This window comes from Aeromonas sp. SrichE-2G (assembly GCF_017939565.1).
GTDB classification, from domain to species: domain Bacteria; phylum Pseudomonadota; class Gammaproteobacteria; order Enterobacterales; family Aeromonadaceae; genus Aeromonas; species Aeromonas taiwanensis.
Genome location: NZ_JAGKRG010000004.1, coordinates 713,658 through 729,857 on the forward strand (window position 1 = coordinate 713,658; position 16,200 = coordinate 729,857).

The window sequence follows — 16,200 nt, forward strand, 5'->3', positions numbered from 1 at the left end:
GGGGTGATGAAGTTGGAAACCGGTGCGGTACTTTTGCTAACACATAAATCAAAATAATGCGGATGAAAGGGTTTTCAATGTGATGAAATCCCTTTCATTGGTGTAAATATATTTCTTTTCGGTAATTTAATTTCCAAATCTTGGCAAAAATATGGGGGTAACTCTCGCTAAGTCGCTGAAATAAGAAAATGTTTTCATAACTTTCTGGAAGAAAATACGTAATTGCATTTCAAAAATGCGAGGCGTGTCATGTGAGGCGTTGACCGCTTGGGATAATATTCACCTTGCACACAATGCTCTTACAGCGCGGAACTAATACAAGGAAAGGCTCATGAAAAAGAAATTGCTGTCATCCCTGATCGGTCTGGCTACCCTGGGCGTGGCTTGCTCTGCCACTGCTGCGATTGACGAAGGTCAGCTGACCATCTGGATCAACGGTGACAAGGGCTACAACGGCCTGGCCGAAGTCGGCAAGAAATTCGAAGCCGAGACCGGCATCAAGGTGACCGTCGCTCACCCGGATCAGGTTGAAGTGAAATTCCAGCAAGCCGCCGCTACCGGCAACGGCCCGGACATCTTCTTCTGGGCTCACGACCGTTACGGTGAGTGGGTCAAGTCCGGTCTGCTGGTGCCCGTGACCCCGAACGCCGCCACCAAGGCCAAGTTCGAGCAGTTCGCCTGGGATGCCATGACCGTCGATGGCAAGACCTACGGTTACCCGGTCGCGGTTGAAGCCGTCAGCCTGATTTACAACAAGGATCTGTTGCCCAACCCGCCCAAGACCTTCGAAGAGATCGCCAAGATCGACGAAGAGCTGAAGAAAAATGGCAAGCGCGCCATCATGTGGGCCTATGACACCCCCTACTTCAGCTACCCCCTGGTGGCAGCCAACGGTGGCTACGCCTTCAAGAAGACCGCTACCGGCTATGACGTGAAAGACACCGGTGTGGCCAACGCAGGTGCCAAGGCCGGCGTAGGCTACATCTCCGAGATGATCAAGTCCGGTCACCTGGAGAAGGGCATCGACTACGGTGTCATGGATGCCAAGTTCAACAAGGGCGAAGTGGCCATGATGATCAACGGTCCCTGGGCTTGGAGCAACCTGGACAAGAGCGGCATCAAGTACGGCGTCGCGCCGCTGCCGACTCTGAAGGGTCAGCCGGCCAAGGCCTTCGTCGGCGTGCTCGGTGCCACCATCAACGCCGCCAGCCCGAACAAGGATCTGGCCATCGAGTTCCTCGAGAACTACCTGCTGACCGACGCCGGTCTGGCGCCGGTTAACGCCGACAAGCCGCTGGGCGCCGTGGCCCTGAAGTCCTTCCAGAAGACCCTGGAAGCGGACCCCAACATCAAGGCCACCATGCAGAACGCCCAGAATGGCGAACCGATGCCGTCCGTGCCCGAGATGAGCCGTTTCTGGTCTTCCTTCGAAACTGCCCTCAAGAACGTCACCTCTGGCCGTCAGAGCGTTGACGAAGCGCTGGATACCGCTGCCAAGCGTATCGTTCAGTAAGCACGCACTATCCGGGAGGCCGCAACGGCCTCCCACTCTCTCAAATCTCTCTTGGCGCAATAAAGGTTAATTGGCATGGAAGTAGTACCTGCTCTCGAATCCTATGCCGGTCCGAAGAAAGACAAGTACGTCTGGCTAAAGTGGACCATGGCGGCACTGATCGCAGTGCTTAATGGTTATGCGGCCGTGATGATGTATGCCAGCGGTGAGTGGGTGTTTGCCCTGCTCGATCTGGTGGTCGTCTCCGTCGGTCTCTATGTCTTCATGAACAAGAAGACCTATGCCCACCGCTATATTTTCCCCGGTGTGGCAGGCATGGTTGTTTTTATCATCTTCCCTCTTGCCTACACCATCGGCATCGCCTTCACCAACTATTCGGGGTCCAACCTGCTCTCCATCGAGCAGGCACGGGATTACCATCTTAAAAAAACCTACAAGGTGGCGGGCGGTGAATTCGATTTCACCCTCCTGGGTGGTGAGAACAATCAGTTTCAGCTTCTGCTGCAACAGGACGAGCAATCCTTTATCAGTCAACCTCTTACTCTGCTGAACAACAAGGCCCGTGAACTGGCTGTCCGTGAAGGGCGAGTCCATGACGAGCCCCAGGTGGTTCAGCTGCAACCTCTGGCTGGGGAGGCGACCGACAAGGCGGCACCCATCCGTGCCATCGTCGATCACCGCACTCACCTGAGCGCGCTGGATGTGGTGCTGCCCGAGGGCAACATCCACCTGACCCTGAGCAGCCTGCGCAAGTTCGCCGCCCAGAAGCCGCTCTATACCCAGCTGGTCGACGGCGTCGTGCTCAAGTCGGGCGTGATGATCAAGGACAGCAACCTGCTGCGTGACAACCAGAGCGGCGAGCTGATGCTGCCCAACGGTGACACCGGCTTCTACCAGTACATCGATGCAGAAGGCCACTTCGTCGGCAAGGGCGTTGCCCCCGGTTTCGTGGTGAGCGTGGGTTGGAAAAACTTCATGCGCATCATGACCGACCCGGGCATCCAGGGTCCCTTCATGCAGATCTTCGTCTGGACCGTGATCTTCTCCGCCTGCTCGGTGGCGTTCACCCTGGCGATCGGCATGGTGCTGGCCTGTCTGGTGCAGTGGGAACAGCTCAAGGGGCGCGGTTTCTACCGAGTCATGCTGATCCTGCCCTATGCCATTCCGGCATTCATCTCCATCCTGGTGTTCAAGGGCCTGTTCAACCAGAACTTCGGCGAGATCAACCTGTTCCTGGAGGCGGCGTTCGGCATCAAGCCTGACTGGTACACCAACCCCTTCCTGGCCAAGGTGATGATCCTCATCGTCAACACCTGGCTCGGCTACCCCTACATGATGATCCTCTGCATGGGCCTGCTCAAGGCCATCCCGGAAGATCTCTACGAGGCGTCCGCCATGGACGGGGCCGGTCCGGTACAGAACTTCTTCAAGATCACCGTACCGCTCCTGATGAAGCCGCTGACACCCCTGCTGATCGCATCCTTTGCCTTCAACTTCAACAACTTCGTACTTATCCAGCTGTTGACGAACGGGGCACCGGACATCATAGGGGCCACCACGCCGGCCGGGACCACCGACCTGCTGGTGAGCTACACCTACCGGATCGCGTTCCAGGGCTCGGGTGGTCAGGACTACGGTCTGGCCAGTGCCATCGCCACCGCCATCTTCCTCATCGTGGGTGCGCTGGCCTTGCTCAACCTGAAATTGTCCAAAGCCGACAAGCAACTGTAAGGAGGCTTCAACATGGCAATCGTACAACCCAAGTCTGTCAAATACCGGGTATGGGCAACCCACCTGGTGATGTGGGGCTTCCTGGCACTGATCATCTTCCCGCTGATCATGGTCATCGCCATCTCGTTCCGTAACGGCAACTTCTCGGTGGGGGAGATCATCCCCACCAATCCGACCCTGGATCACTGGAAGCTGGCACTCGGCATGTCCATCACCAATGCCGACGGCAGCGTCACGCCGCCGCCGTTCCCGGTGCTGACCTGGCTGTGGAACTCCATCAAGGTCGCGGGCATCACCGCCCTGATGATAGTGGTGCTCTCCACCACCTGTGCCTACGCCTTCGCCCGTCTGCGGTTCCGTGGCAAGTCCACCATCCTGCAGGGCATGCTGATCTTCCAGATGTTCCCGGCGGTGCTGGCCCTGGTGGCCATCTATGCCCTGTTCAACAAGATCGGTGACTACATCCCCTGGCTGGGTCTCAACACCCACGGCGGTCTGATCCTGGCCTACATGGGGGGCATCGCCCTGCACGTCTGGACCATCAAGGGCTACTTCGAGACCATCGACTCATCCCTCGAAGAGGCGGCGGCCATCGACGGTGCCACTCCATGGCAGGCGTTCCGGTTGATCCTGCTGCCCCTGTCGGTGCCCATCCTGGCGGTGGTGTTCATCCTGGCCTTCATCGGTTCCATCACCGAGGTGCCCATGGCCTCCATCCTGCTGCAGGATGTGAACAACCTGACTCTGGCGGTCGGTGCCCAGCAGTACCTCTATCCGCAGAACTACCTGTGGGGTGACTTCGCCGCGGCCGCCGTGCTGTCCGGCTTCCCCATCACGGTCGTCTTCCTGCTCGCCCAGCGCTGGCTGGTGGGCGGCCTCACCGCCGGTGGTGTGAAAGGTTAAGGTTCATGGCCGGGGGAGCCGACTCCCCCCGCCGTCACGATTTGCAAAGATTCAAGAGCGGAGCTCGACATGGCTGAAGTAGTACTCAACAACGTTCGCAAAAATTACGACCCGGCTGTCCACAAGGACACCCTGCGCAATATCAACCTGGCCATCAAGGAAGGGGAGTTCATCGTCTTCGTCGGCCCGTCCGGTTGCGGTAAGTCCACTTTGCTTCGGATGATCGCCGGCCTGGAAGACATCACCAGCGGCGAGCTGACCATAGGCGGGCGCTACATGAACGACGTGCCGCCGGTGGAGCGCAACGTGGGCATGGTGTTCCAGTCCTACGCCCTCTATCCGCACATGAACATCTACGAGAACATGGCCTTCGGCCTCAAGCTCAAGAAGATGGACAAGGAGAGCATCCACAAGCGGGTGATGCGCGCAGCTGAGATTCTGGGTCTCGAGCCCCTGCTGGACCGCAAGCCCAAGGCGCTCTCCGGCGGTCAACGCCAGCGGGTCGCCATCGGCCGCTCCATTGTGCAGCAGCCCCAGGTGTTCCTGTTTGACGAACCGCTGTCGAACCTCGACGCCGCCCTGCGGGTCAAGATGCGCATCGAGATCGCCAAGCTGCACAAGGAGCTCAACTCCACCATCATCTACGTGACCCACGACCAGGTGGAGGCCATGACCCTGGCCAACCGCATCGTGGTGCTGAGCCCCCTCAAGGGCGAGGCGGCCACCAACCTGGAACAGTTCGGCACCCCGCTCGAGCTCTATCACAACCCGGACAACAAGTTCGTGGCAGGCTTCATCGGCTCCCCCAAGATGAACTTCCTGGCGGGCGAGCTGGTGGAGATCGGCGAGCGGGAGTGTCTGGTCAAGCTGACCACGGGCGACAACGTGCGGGTGCGGGTCGATGCGCGCCGCAGCGCGGTCGGTGACAAGGTGGAGCTGGGTATTCGCCCGGAACACCTGGTGCCGCTGGGCCACGCCCATGCCGACAGCCGGGTGAGCGGCGTGGTACAGGTTGCCGAGCACCTGGGGGCGGAATCCTTCGTCTACATGGACGTGGGCGGCCACGACTTCACCGTCAAGGCGAGCTCCGACGTGGACGTGGCCACCGGTCAGGAGTACAGCGTCGGCATCCCGGCCGAGGCGTGCTACCTGTTCGATGCCAAGGAGCAGGCGTTCCCGCGCACGGCCAAATATATCCGCACCTGATCGGGATCAGGATGCCGGGGTTTTCCCTTCTTCACGTTCAATGCCTTTTGCCGGTCGCAAGACCGGCTTTTTATTGCCTGTCATCCAGGATGCCCATCGCGCGGTGCGCCATCATGCCCCCTCCTGTCGGCGGGCCCAGCCTTGCAGAAAGTCGAGCAGGGGCTGGTGGCTGTATGCCAGGTTGCACCTCAGCCAGGGCGTGGGCGGGGCATCGACCCTAAACTGGCTGCCCGGGGCCAGCAGCAGCCCCTCGGCCAATGCGGCCTCGCTCAGGGGCAGGGCATCCTGATGGGGTGCCGGCAGCCTGACCCAGGAGAAGAGCCCGCCCTGGGGAGGACAGAAACTCTGCCAGCGGATCCGCTCCAGCCCCTGTTGCCAGCGTTCTCCGGCCCGCAGCAGCCTATCCCGCAGTCGCTGCTGCTCTTTCGGGGTGTCGGGATCTTTAAGCATCCGCAGCACCAGGCGCTCCGCCAGCTCGGAGGAGGCGATGGCGTTCATCACCTTGTAGCGCAGCAGGCGGTCGGTACGCTCTGCACTTGCCAGCAGATAACCCACTCTCAGGCCCGGTGCCAGTGCCTTGGCAAAGCTGCCGATGTAGATGATGTGCTCCAGACCCGCCAGCGCCGCCAGGGTCGGGGTGGCGCTCTGGGTCAGGGCCGCGCTCACGTCGTCCTCGACGAGCAGGCAGTGGTGCTGCGCCGTGAGCTGCAAGACCCGGAACGCGGTGGCGGCCGAGTAGCTGGCGCCGGTGGGATTGTGCTGGCGCGGGTTGGTGAAGAAGGCCTTGGGCCGCGCCAGGTGCAGCTGCTCGGCCAGCGCGGTGCAATCGGGGCCCTGGGCCGTCCAGGGGATGCCGATCACCCTCATGCCGGCGTGTTGCAGCAGGGCGATGAGATTGCAGTAGCCCGGATCGTCCACCAGCACGGTGTCGCCAGCACGAAGTTCCGATTGCACCACCAGCGCCAGGGCCTGGCTGGCCCCCTGGGTCAGCAACACCCCCTGCGGATCCACCGGGATGCCGAGCGCCTCGTGGTGTTGCCAGAGGTGTTGGCGCAGCGGCTGCCAGCCCGCCGAGTGGCCGTAGGCGATGCCGCCGTCGGCCTCTCGCCCCTGCTGGCGCAGGGCGCGTTGCAGGATCTGGGTCGGGTACCACTGGCTGGGCAGCCAGCCACAGCCGGGCTGCACCACCTCGGGGCCCGGGGTGATCCTGTGGTCGGTCAGCCAGCGGGCATCGGGGACGGGGGGCGGTGCCATGGGCGGGGCCAGCGGCGTGCGGGCCACATAGTAGCCATCCCCCCGTCTGGCGAGGATCACCCCCTGCTGTACCAGCCGGCTGTAACTGTCGGCAACGGTGAAGGTGCTGATGCCAAGGGTGGTGGCGAGCTGGCGTACCGAGGGCAGGCGCTGGCCGGGCGCAAGCTGGTGCCCGGCGATGGCCTGCCGGATGGCGTGCATCACCTGCTGGATCAGGGAGCCTTGGGTCGGGTCGAGAGAGAGGGAGGGCATACTGTAGTGGCTCTTTGACCTGTACGGTTGGGGCGGTTGTTAATGGATTGTATATGTAACGTATAGGGCAAATGCAATAGTGTCGAGCCATCAACCCTGAGGAGTGACACCATGAAACGAGCCCTGTTATTACTCACCGGCCTGCTGTTTGCCCAGTCCGTTCTGGCCGCCCCTGTCCTTCGCATCGCGACCGACGGCACCTTCCCGCCCTACAGCACGGTCAATCCGGACGGTTCGCTGGCCGGGTTCGATGTCGATATCGCCAATGCGCTGTGCGCCGAGATGAAGGTGACCTGCGAGCTGAGACAGTACGACTTCGACGGCATGATAGCCGGGCTCAAGGCCAGAAAATTCGACATGATCGTCGCCTCCATGGCGATCACCGAGGAGCGCCTGCGCCAGATAGCCTTCAGCGACAAGTACCAGGGGGGTTACTCCCGTTTCATGGGGCCTCGGGAGACGACCCTGAGCGGTGAGCCCGCCGCCATGGTCGGCAAGCGGATCGGCGTACAGCTTGGCTCCATCCAGGAGAACTATGCCAAGGATGTCTATGGCAAGGCGGGGGCCGAGGTGCGCACCTATGGTTCGGCAGAGCAGGCCTGGCTGGATCTGATGGCGGGTCGGCTGGATGCCATCGTGGTGGAAGTCGGCGTCGGCATGGAGTTCAAGAAGCGGGAAGGGGCGGCCGGGTTCGACTTCTTCGGCCCCAGGATGAATGACCCCGCCTACTTCGGTACCGGCTCCGGCATCGCGGTGCGCAAGCAGGACGCCCGGTTGCTGGGGGAGGTCAACAAGGCGCTCGGTACCCTGCTGGCCAACGGCACCTACCAGCAGATCAACGACAAATACTTCGATTACGACCAGTACGAATAAGGGGGCGGAATGCACGAACTCAAGCTCCCCCTGCCCGGTGGCACGCCGGGCAGTCAACGGGTATTGCAGGCCTGGGAATTTGGCAGCCGTGGGCCCCTTGCCTATCTGCAGGCGGGTCTGCATGCCGACGAGTTGCCCGGGGTGCTGGCCCTGCATCACCTGCGCCGGCATCTGATGGCCCTGGAGCAGCAGGGAGCCCTGCTGGGACGCATCCGTCTGGTGCCCCAGGCCAATCCCATCGGTCTGTCCCAGTGGCACCTGGGGTTGCATCAGGGGCGCTTCCTGGCCGCCACCGGGCAGAACTTCAACCGGGGATATCCCCTGCTGGTGGCGAAGGGGGAGGCGATCCCGCCCCACCTGACGGCGCGGGAACTGCTGCTGGCCAGGCTGGCCGAACGGCGTCCCCGCAGCGAACTGGCGTGGCTGCAGCACACCCTGTTTGGCTGGGCGCTGGAGGCCGAGCTGGTGCTGGACATCCATTGCGACAGCGACGCCCTGCTGCACCTCTATGGCCACGCTCGCCAGCGCAGCCAGGTAGCGCGCCTCGGGGCCTGTCTCGGGGCCGAGGTAATGCTGCTCAGCGAGCAGGCGGGGGGCATGTCCTTCGATGATGCCCTGCTGCAGAACTGGTATGCCCTGATGGAGGGACCACAGGTGCCGGTCGCGGTGACGGTGGAGCTGAGGGGACAACAGGATGTGGCCGAACATCTGGCCGAACAGGATGCCCGGCGGCTGCTGGCCTGCCTGCAGGAGCGGGGCTGGATAGCCCCTGAGTTCAGCGCGCCTGTCGATCACTTCGCGGCGATCGAAGGCGTGGTGACACCCCTCTCGGCCGTGGAGGTGATCCCGGCACCGGCGGCGGGGATCCTGAGCTACGAGGTCGCACCCGGGGATCGGGTGCTGGCGGGGCAGCGGGTAGGCTGGCTGACGGATGCACAGACCGGGGAGCGCATTGCGCTCAGCGCACATCACGGTGGCCTCTGTTACGCCAGGGTGCTCAACCGGCTGGCCTGTGCCGGGGATGAGGTGATCTTCCTGGCCGGTGAGGTGCCCCACCGGGAAGGAGACTTGCTGAGTCTGTGAATCGCCGGCAGAGACATTGGGTCAGATTGGCTGGCCAGCCAGAGCGGCGGGCCAGGCCGGTGTTTCTCAGTGAGCGTCCTTGGTGTCGAACTCGGCGGTGACGTCCGGCACGAAGTGCTGGCTGGAGAGCGGCGGGCGCTCGTAGCCCTCGGTCTTGATGGGGGGCAGCTTGATGGGGTCGTAGTGGATCGCCTCGTAAGGCACCTTGCCCAGCAGGTGGGAGATGCAGTTGAGGCGGGCACGGCGCTTGTCGTCGGCTTCCACCACGAACCAGGGGCAATCCTCGGTGTCCGTGTAGGTGAACATGTCGTCCTTGGCGCGAGAGTATTCCACCCAGCGCGAGCGGGACTGCAGATCCATGGGGCTGAACTTCCAGCGCTTGATGGGGGTGTTGATCCGCTCCTTGAAGCGCTTCTCCTGCTCCTCGTCACTGACCGAGAACCAGTACTTGATGAGGGTGATGCCGGAGCGGGTCAGCATCCGCTCGAACTCGGGGCAGGCGCGCAGGAACTCGCGGTACTCCCCGTCGGTGCAAAAGCCCATCACCCGCTCGACTCCGGCCCGGTTGTACCAGGAGCGGTCGAACAGCACCATCTCCCCGGCGGCGGGCAGGTGGGCCACGTAGCGCTGGAAGTACCACTGGGTGCGCTCCCTGTCCGACGGCGCGGGCAGGGCGGTGACCCGGCAGACCCGGGGGTTGAGGGGCTCGGTGATCGCCTTGATGACGCCCCCCTTGCCAGCGGCGTCCCGCCCCTCAAACAACACCACGACTTTGAGCCCCTCCTGCTTGACCCACTCCTGCAACTTGACCAGCTCCTCCTGCAGGTGGCCGAGGTGATGCTCATAGGTCTTCTTGTCCAGACGGGGGCGTTTCTTGCTCTTTTCCTTGGCCATCTGCCTCTCCTTGATGAGTCCTCTTCTGAGTCACCCCAGCTTGCACCAGGCAGGCACCACTGCCAAGAGGGGCGTGATACACTGCCGCCCCGTCAGCCGCTGGCAACAGAAAACAGATGAAGCCATTGATGGTGAGTCGCACTGCCGTCTCATCACAGTTGGCAACAGGAGAAAACATGAAACAGTTTATGGAGATAGCGGGCCGCCGCATGGCCTATCTGGACGAGGGGCAGGGCCCGGTTCTGCTGTTTGGTCACAGCTACCTGTGGGACAGCGCCATGTGGGCGCCCCAGATCGAGGCTCTCAAGGGGCAGTACCGCTGCATCGTGCCCGAGCTCTGGGGGCACGGGGATTCCGATGCGCTGCCGCCCGGCCCCTGCACCCTGGCGACCCTGGCCCGGGATCATCTGGCGCTGCTCGACGGCCTCGGCATCCAGGAGTGCGTGCTGGTGGGGCTCTCCATCGGTGGCATGTGGGGCGTGGAGCTCGCGCGCATGGCGCCTGAGCGCCTCAAGGGCCTGGTGCTGATGGACAGCTTCGTCGGCCTCGAGCCCCAGATCACCTGCGAGCGCTACCTCGGCATGCTGGCCATGATCGAGCAGCTCGGCGCCGTGCCTGCGCCCATCGCCGAACAGGTGGCGCCGCTCTTCTTCGCCAATGCGCCGGACGCAGCTCTGATGGCCGATTTCAAGGCCCGCTTGGCGCAATGGCCTGCCGACAAGGTGGCGAGCCTGGTGGCGGTAGGGCGCAGCTTCGTGACCCGGGAGGATCGCATCGACTGGCTCGAAGAGATGACGCTGCCCGCGCTCGTGATGACGGGGTGCGAGGACAAGGCCAGGCCGGTGCTGGAGGGCTATCTGATGGCCGAAGTGCTGGGTTGCCCGTTCAGGGAGATCCCGGCCGCAGGCCACATCTCGACCCTGGAGAATCCCGCCTTCGTCAACACCGCGCTGGGGGCGTTTCTGGCCGGGCTGTGAGGGAGACGTCTTGCCGGATAGCAAAGAAGGGAGCCATGGGCTCCCTTCCTGTTGTTGATGCCTGCTGACGACAGTGCCGGCTTACCAGATATAACCGACCCCGACGCCTGCATAGAGTTCGCCATCGTGCTGGACGATGGGGCTGTTCGCGGTGTCGTTGTCGTACAGCTCGTAGTTGGCGGCAAACATGCCGATCCAGTGGGGGGTGAAGCGGTAGCTGGTGATGATGGCTGCCATGGGGGAGAAGGTGGTGCCGGTGTCCCACTCGGGACGCTGTGCCCTGGCTTCGTTCCCGGAGACGCCGCCGAAGTAGTAGTTCGCCATCTTGTCACTGCGGATCATCACCCCCATGCCGGGCATGATGAGCAGCTTGTCGCGAATGATGGGGAAGTCGGCCCACAGCAGCCACTCCTGGCCCTTGCTGGTGCCGGTCACGTCCGTGCTGAGGCGGGTGCTGAGCAGGGCGTAGGGGGTGATGAGGCTGGCACCGACGCCCCCCTCCAGCTCCCATTCGCGCTTCTCCATGCCGGCCAGCTCGGGAGCATCGTCGGGATCCAGGTTGCCGAAGCGGACCCGGCCAAAGCCGTAGGCGGCGAAGCTGTCATCCTTGTGGAAGTAGTAGCGAGCCCTGTCCCCGAGGAACATGAACTGATCGCCGAAGTAGACGGCACCGGGCAGGACCAGGGCGGTGTCATCCTGCCCCTGGTAGCGGGCATCCCCACCGATGACGGCGCCCCCCAGTACCAGCCCCTTGGGCACCGGGCTGGTCGGACTGTCCTGCACGAAGATGTCGAGGGAACCGAGATCGATCTCGGCCCGGACGGGGGATGAGAGCAGCAGTGCCAGAAGGGCACCAAGAGAGGCATGACGCAGGGCCGGGGCTGGGAGCATGGCAACATCCTTATTGGTCGCTGACCTGAACAGTGATGACTGAATATGGTGGCGTAGCCAGTTAAGCCGATTTTTGTTTTGGATTCAAACCGATAGAGCAAAAAGAGTACACTGCGCCCGGAGTGGTCGTCGTTCGGAGCTTTTTGGGCGGGCGTGGACGGCCTCCCCGCACGGGGATGGGCCACCACCAGCAAGGGGCGAAGTCCGGCCTCGCCCCTTGCCGTGGCGTCGTCAGGGGGCGGGGCGGGGGAGCTCTTCCCGCTTGGGCCAGGCGTTGAGCACCGCCTTGACCAGGGTCGCCAGGGGAATGGCGAAGAAGACCCCCCAGAAGCCCCACAGGCCGCCAAACACCAGGACGGCGATGATGATGGCCACCGGGTGCAGGTTGACCGCCTCGGAGAAGAGCAGGGGTACCAGCAGGTTGCCGTCCAGAGCCTGGATGACCAGATAGGCCACCATCAGCCAGGCGAAGTCGGGGGTCAGGCCCCACTGGAACAGGGCCACCATGGCGACGGGCACGGTCACCGCCACCGCCCCTATGTAGGGGATGAGCACGGAGAAACCGACCGCCACCGCCAGCAGCACGGAGTAGCGCAACCCCATCAGGGCGAAGGGGATATAGGTGGCCACACCGACGATGAGGATCTCGATCACCTTGCCGCGGATGTAGTTGATGATCTGGTCATTCATCTCCACCCAGACCCGGTTGACCAGGGTGCGGTTGCGGGGCAGGAAGCGGCGCAGACCGGCCATCAGCACCTGCTTGTCCTTGAGCATGAAGAAGACCATCAGGGGCACCAGGATGGCGTAGATAAGGATGGCCACCACGTTGATGAGGGAGCTCAAAGAGGCGCTCACCAGTTGTTCACCGCCGGTCAGGATGCGCTGGCGGATGTTGTCGATGATGGTCTCGACCAGGCTGACGTCGATGATCTCGGGGTATTTTTCCGGCAGGGTGCGCACATAGTCCTGGGCATGAGCCAGCATGGCGGGCGCCTCCTTGGCCAGGTTGACCCCCTGGCTCACCAGCGTCGGGATGAGCCCCAGCAGCAGTGTGGCCGTCACCGCGATGAACAGCAGCAGCACCAGGCTGGTGGCCAGGGTGCGGGAGAGACCGGTGCGTTGCAGGCGGCTGACCGGCCACTCCAGCAGATAGGCCATCACCAGCGCCACCAGAAGCGGTGCCAGCAGATCGCCAAACAGCCAGATGACGGCAAAGCAGAACACCAGCAGCAGGAAGAGGGTGACGGCGTCAGGGTCGGAAAAACGGGTCTGATACCAGCGCTTCAATACATCTAACATCGAGGCTTCCTTGAATGACGGTCAGGACGAGGGCGGCCTCATGGCAACCTCGAGCCGCAGGGAGAGACGGGTGGGGGACTCCTCCAGCGACTGGACGCTGTGGCCCTGGCGGCGCAGATAGGCAGGAATGTCTTGCCTTGAGCCGGGATCCGCCAGAAGAATGAGCAGAGACTGACCGGGCCGAGCCTGGCGCAACCAGAGCTTGAGCCGGATGAGCGGCTCGGGACAACGCCAGGGGGTCAGGTCGAGCTGTTCCATGAGATTTCCATCGCGTGGGTGGTCGTCATTATGGCCGTGATGGCAGGATGAAACAACGCTTGTGGGCCTTGAATGGCAAGGGTATTCTGCCGATGCCCGCTGGGGTCTGATTGGAGATAGAGATAACGTGGCACGTTTTTCCCCCCTGATAGCATCGCTTCCCCTGCTGGTCACCCTGATGGGCGCGACCTTCCATGCCCAGGGGAGCAACCAGTTGCCCGACATCGGTACCGCCGGCGTCGCCGCCCTCCCCATCGAGCAGGAGGTGCGCTATGGCAACGCCTTCATGCGCTTTGCCAGGGCCGGGCTGCCCATCATCGATGATCCCGTGCTGAACGAGTACATCGACGATCTGGGCCAGCGGTTGCTGACCAATGCCGACGGGGTGCGCTTCCCGTTCACCTTCTTCCTCATCAACGATCCCAGCATCAACGCGGCCGCCTTCCTCGGTGGCCGGGTCAAGGTGCACACCGGTCTCTTCCTCTACGCGGAGAGCGAGAGCGAGCTGGCCTCGGTGCTGGCCCACGAAATCACCCACGTGACCCAGCGCCACATTGCCCGCTACATGGAGGCGCAGGCGAGCAGCTCCGCCATGACCCTGGCCGGCCTGGTGGGCTCCATCGCGCTGGCGGTGATCAACCCCACCGCCGGCATCGCCGCCCTGCAGACCACGCTGGGCTTGTCGATGCAGTCGGCCATCAACTACACCCGGGACAACGAATACGAAGCGGATCGCATCGGCATGAAGACGCTGTATGACGCCGGGTTCGATCCCATGGGCATGGCCAACTTCTTCCAGAAGCTGGCGGCGGAGTACCGCTACGCCAGCAAGCCGCCGGAGATGCTGCTGACCCACCCCCTGCCCGAGACCCGGATCAGCGAGGCCCGCGCCCGTGCCGGCAGCTATGGCCGCCGCGCCCTGGCGCCGAGCCTGGACTTCTGGCTGGCCAAGGTGCGCATCCAGGTGCGCTACGGCACCGAGACCCCCCAGGGGCTGCTCACCTACTTCGACAGCCGACTGCAGAAGGGGGATTACCCTCTCAAGGACGCCGCCATCTATGGCAAGGCGCTGGCCCTGCTGCAGCTCAAGCGCACCGACGAGGCCGACGCCCTGATGCAGGAGCTGGCTGGCCGCCACCCGGAGGATCTCTTCGTGGTGGATGCCCTGACCGACATCGATCTCGCCAAGGGGCGCAGCGCCCAGGCCATCGCCAGGCTGGAACGCTTCCGTACCCGGATGCCGGACAACGAGGTGGTGGTGGTCAACCTCGGCAACGCCTATCTGGAAGGAGGCAACTACAAGAAGTCCATCGCCATTCTGGACCCCTATGCCCGGGAGCACGATGAGAACAGCCTGGCCTGGAGCCTGCTGTCGGATGCCTATCGCAAGGCGGGCAGGATGACGGATCTGCACATGGCGCGGGCGGAGACCCTCTCCCTGCGCGGGGACTACCAGGCGGCCATCGACGAGCTGATCGTGGCTCGCGGCACCACCACCGACAAGCTGACCCTGGCCCGCATCGAGGCGCGCATCACCCAGCTGGAGCGGGCCAAGAAGGATCTGGACAGCCTGAAGGGCTAATCGGCCCCGCACAGGAGCTGGCAAGACGGGGCGCACCGGCGAGGGGCGCCCCGTTTCGTTGTGGGTGTCCGCTTACGGCGCCGTGGAGGGGGCCAGGACCCGCGCCTTGAGGGCGGCCAGTTTGGCGTCATCGAGCTCTCCCACCAGGGTCTCCTGCAGGCGCCCCTCACGGTCGAGCAGGTAGCTGGTGGGCAGGGCCCCCGGTTTGGGGAAGGGGAGGCGGGCGCCCTCTTCGGGGATCATCAGGGGCACGGTTATCCCATGGCGCCGGCCCAGCTCGGTCAGTTCGGCGGGGGTGGCGGGATCATAGTGAATGGCGATCACCCCGATCCGCCCCTCCCGGTGCAGCGCCGCGAGCAGGGGCATCTCCCGCAGGCAGGGGGCGCACCAGGGGGCGAAGTAGTTGACCAGCAGCGGCTTGCCCTCGAACGCCGTCAGGCTGACCCGCTGGCCCGCACTGTCGGTGAAGTGTGGCGCTGGCGAGCAGGCCGTCAGCAGGGTTGCCACAATCAGCCAACAGATCCGTTTCATTTCCATAGCCTTCCCGCTTACCCTGCCCATCCGTTTCCCCTACAATAGCGCCATTTGTTGTCCCATCTTGCAATATCAGGGAGTTACCATGAGCGAGACCCAAATCTACCACAATCCGCGCTGCTCCAAGAGCCGCGAAACCCTGGCCCTGCTGGAACAGCAGGGGGTCGTCCCCGAGGTGGTGCTCTATCTGGAACAGGCGCCGAGCGAGGAGGCCATCCGCACCCTGCTGAGCCAGCTGGGTTTCAGCGACCCGCGCCAGCTGATGCGCACCAAGGAAGATCTCTACAAGGAGCTGGGACTGGCCGAGCAAGAGGGGGATGCCCTGATCACCGCCATGCACCAGCATCCCAAGCTCATCGAGCGCCCCATCGTCATCAAGAACGGTCAGGCCCGCATCGGTCGCCCGCCGGAGCAGGTGCTGGAGATCCTCAAGTGAGCACCCGCTTCGCCCGCCTGCTGACCCTGGTCGGCTTCTTCGGCCTGCTGGGCTGGGTCCTGCTGTGGCATCTTTGGCTCTCGCCCCACCCGGGTCTTGCCCCATGGCTGTTGCCGGTGATCTGGACGGTGCCGCTGCTCTTCCCCTTGAAGGGGATAGTGCAGGGCAACCCCTACACCCATGCCTGGGGCAACTTCGTGCTGATGCCCTACTTCCTCCATGCCCTGACGCTCATCACCACGGATGAGGGGGAACGCTGGCTCGCAGTGGTGGAGCTGGTTTTCACCACGCTCGCCTTCGTAGGCACCATCTATTACGCCCGGCTGCGGGGCCGGGAGCTGGGGCTGAGCATTCGCAAGAAGAAGGGCTGAGCCCGGCCCGCCCGCACTCTGGTCGCGGGCGGGACATGTCTGAAACCGTCGCAGCCCCTTCGGGGGGAGCAGTGCGGTGCCGGCCAGGTGCCGCCCGGTTCACTCCCCCTATCTATCTGATTAATTTGTAAATAACCCTC

At 63.3% G+C, this 16,200-nt stretch carries 16 protein-coding genes; 10 read left to right on the plus strand and 6 right to left on the minus strand.

Going from position 1 to position 16,200, the window contains the following annotated elements:
• Positions 1-331: 331 nt before the first annotated feature.
• The 4 genes from malE (at position 332) to ugpC (ending at position 5,353) form a co-directional block, all read left to right on the plus strand.
• The gene (malE, locus tag J9885_RS05335) at positions 332-1,513 is read left to right on the plus strand and encodes a maltose/maltodextrin ABC transporter substrate-binding protein MalE (RefSeq protein ID WP_043761590.1); all 1,182 of its coding nucleotides are present in this window, start codon (positions 332-334) and stop codon (positions 1,511-1,513) included.
• Positions 1,514-1,588: 75 nt separating this feature from the next.
• The gene (gene malF / locus J9885_RS05340; protein WP_134696568.1) at positions 1,589-3,244 is read left to right on the plus strand and encodes a maltose ABC transporter permease MalF; all 1,656 of its coding nucleotides are present in this window, start codon (positions 1,589-1,591) and stop codon (positions 3,242-3,244) included.
• A gap of 12 nt (positions 3,245-3,256) precedes the next feature.
• Entirely contained in the window at positions 3,257-4,147 is an 891-nt protein-coding gene (malG, locus tag J9885_RS05345; RefSeq protein ID WP_043761586.1) for a maltose ABC transporter permease MalG, read from the plus strand.
• Positions 4,148-4,216: 69 nt separating this feature from the next.
• Entirely contained in the window at positions 4,217-5,353 is a 1,137-nt protein-coding gene (ugpC, locus tag J9885_RS05350; protein ID WP_210548343.1) for a sn-glycerol-3-phosphate ABC transporter ATP-binding protein UgpC, read from the plus strand.
• 111 nt (positions 5,354-5,464) lie between these two features.
• On the opposite strand, the gene J9885_RS05355 is transcribed toward ugpC, so the two are convergent.
• Complete coding sequence (locus tag J9885_RS05355; RefSeq protein ID WP_210548344.1) at positions 5,465-6,859, minus strand: PLP-dependent aminotransferase family protein; 1,395 nt, start codon at positions 6,857-6,859, stop codon at positions 5,465-5,467.
• A 111-nt stretch (positions 6,860-6,970) separates the two neighbouring features.
• Between J9885_RS05355 and J9885_RS05360 the strand changes: the two genes are divergently transcribed.
• Together J9885_RS05360 and J9885_RS05365 are read left to right on the plus strand one after the other, a co-directional pair.
• Positions 6,971-7,732: a transporter substrate-binding domain-containing protein gene (locus J9885_RS05360; protein ID WP_210548345.1), complete on the plus strand. Its 762-nt coding sequence runs from the start codon at positions 6,971-6,973 to the stop codon at positions 7,730-7,732.
• Positions 7,733-7,741: 9 nt separating this feature from the next.
• Complete coding sequence (locus tag J9885_RS05365; protein WP_210548346.1) at positions 7,742-8,815, plus strand: succinylglutamate desuccinylase/aspartoacylase family protein; 1,074 nt, start codon at positions 7,742-7,744, stop codon at positions 8,813-8,815.
• A gap of 66 nt (positions 8,816-8,881) precedes the next feature.
• On the opposite strand, the gene ppk2 is transcribed toward J9885_RS05365, so the two are convergent.
• Positions 8,882-9,709 carry a polyphosphate kinase 2 gene (gene ppk2, locus J9885_RS05370; protein WP_210548347.1) on the minus strand — a complete coding sequence of 276 codons (828 nt, stop codon included), beginning with the start codon at positions 9,707-9,709 and terminating at the stop codon, positions 8,882-8,884.
• Positions 9,710-9,885: 176 nt separating this feature from the next.
• On the opposite strand from ppk2, the gene J9885_RS05375 reads away from it, so the two are divergent.
• On the plus strand, positions 9,886-10,686 hold the full coding sequence (locus tag J9885_RS05375; protein WP_210548348.1) for an alpha/beta fold hydrolase: 801 nt from the start codon (positions 9,886-9,888) through the stop codon (positions 10,684-10,686).
• A gap of 81 nt (positions 10,687-10,767) precedes the next feature.
• Here the strand turns inward: J9885_RS05375 and J9885_RS05380 are convergent, their stop codons facing one another.
• From J9885_RS05380 to J9885_RS05390, 3 genes are all read right to left on the minus strand, one after another.
• Positions 10,768-11,577 (minus strand): MipA/OmpV family protein, encoded by an 810-nt coding sequence (locus J9885_RS05380; protein WP_210548349.1) that lies wholly within the window; start codon positions 11,575-11,577, stop codon positions 10,768-10,770.
• 231 nt (positions 11,578-11,808) lie between these two features.
• Complete coding sequence (locus tag J9885_RS05385; protein ID WP_134696556.1) at positions 11,809-12,879, minus strand: AI-2E family transporter; 1,071 nt, start codon at positions 12,877-12,879, stop codon at positions 11,809-11,811.
• A 21-nt stretch (positions 12,880-12,900) separates the two neighbouring features.
• A complete protein-coding gene (locus J9885_RS05390; protein ID WP_043761567.1) occupies positions 12,901-13,137 on the minus strand; it encodes a sulfurtransferase TusA family protein in 237 nt (78 codons plus the stop codon).
• A 127-nt stretch (positions 13,138-13,264) separates the two neighbouring features.
• Between J9885_RS05390 and J9885_RS05395 the strand changes: the two genes are divergently transcribed.
• Positions 13,265-14,719, plus strand: coding sequence for a M48 family metalloprotease (locus tag J9885_RS05395; protein WP_231557897.1), 1,455 nt, complete (start codon positions 13,265-13,267; stop codon positions 14,717-14,719).
• Between the two features lie 72 nt (positions 14,720-14,791).
• Here J9885_RS05395 and J9885_RS05400 read toward each other — a convergent pair whose 3' ends face one another.
• Entirely contained in the window at positions 14,792-15,280 is a 489-nt protein-coding gene (locus J9885_RS05400; protein ID WP_210548350.1) for a TlpA disulfide reductase family protein, read from the minus strand.
• 58 nt (positions 15,281-15,338) lie between these two features.
• On the opposite strand from J9885_RS05400, the gene arsC reads away from it, so the two are divergent.
• Positions 15,339-15,689: an arsenate reductase (glutaredoxin) gene (gene arsC, locus J9885_RS05405; RefSeq protein ID WP_043761564.1), complete on the plus strand. Its 351-nt coding sequence runs from the start codon at positions 15,339-15,341 to the stop codon at positions 15,687-15,689.
• Positions 15,686-16,060: a DUF2069 domain-containing protein gene (locus tag J9885_RS05410; RefSeq protein ID WP_134696550.1), complete on the plus strand. Its 375-nt coding sequence runs from the start codon at positions 15,686-15,688 to the stop codon at positions 16,058-16,060. The genes arsC and J9885_RS05410 overlap by 4 nt, the downstream gene beginning before the upstream one ends.
• The last annotated feature ends 140 nt before the right edge of the window (positions 16,061-16,200 follow it).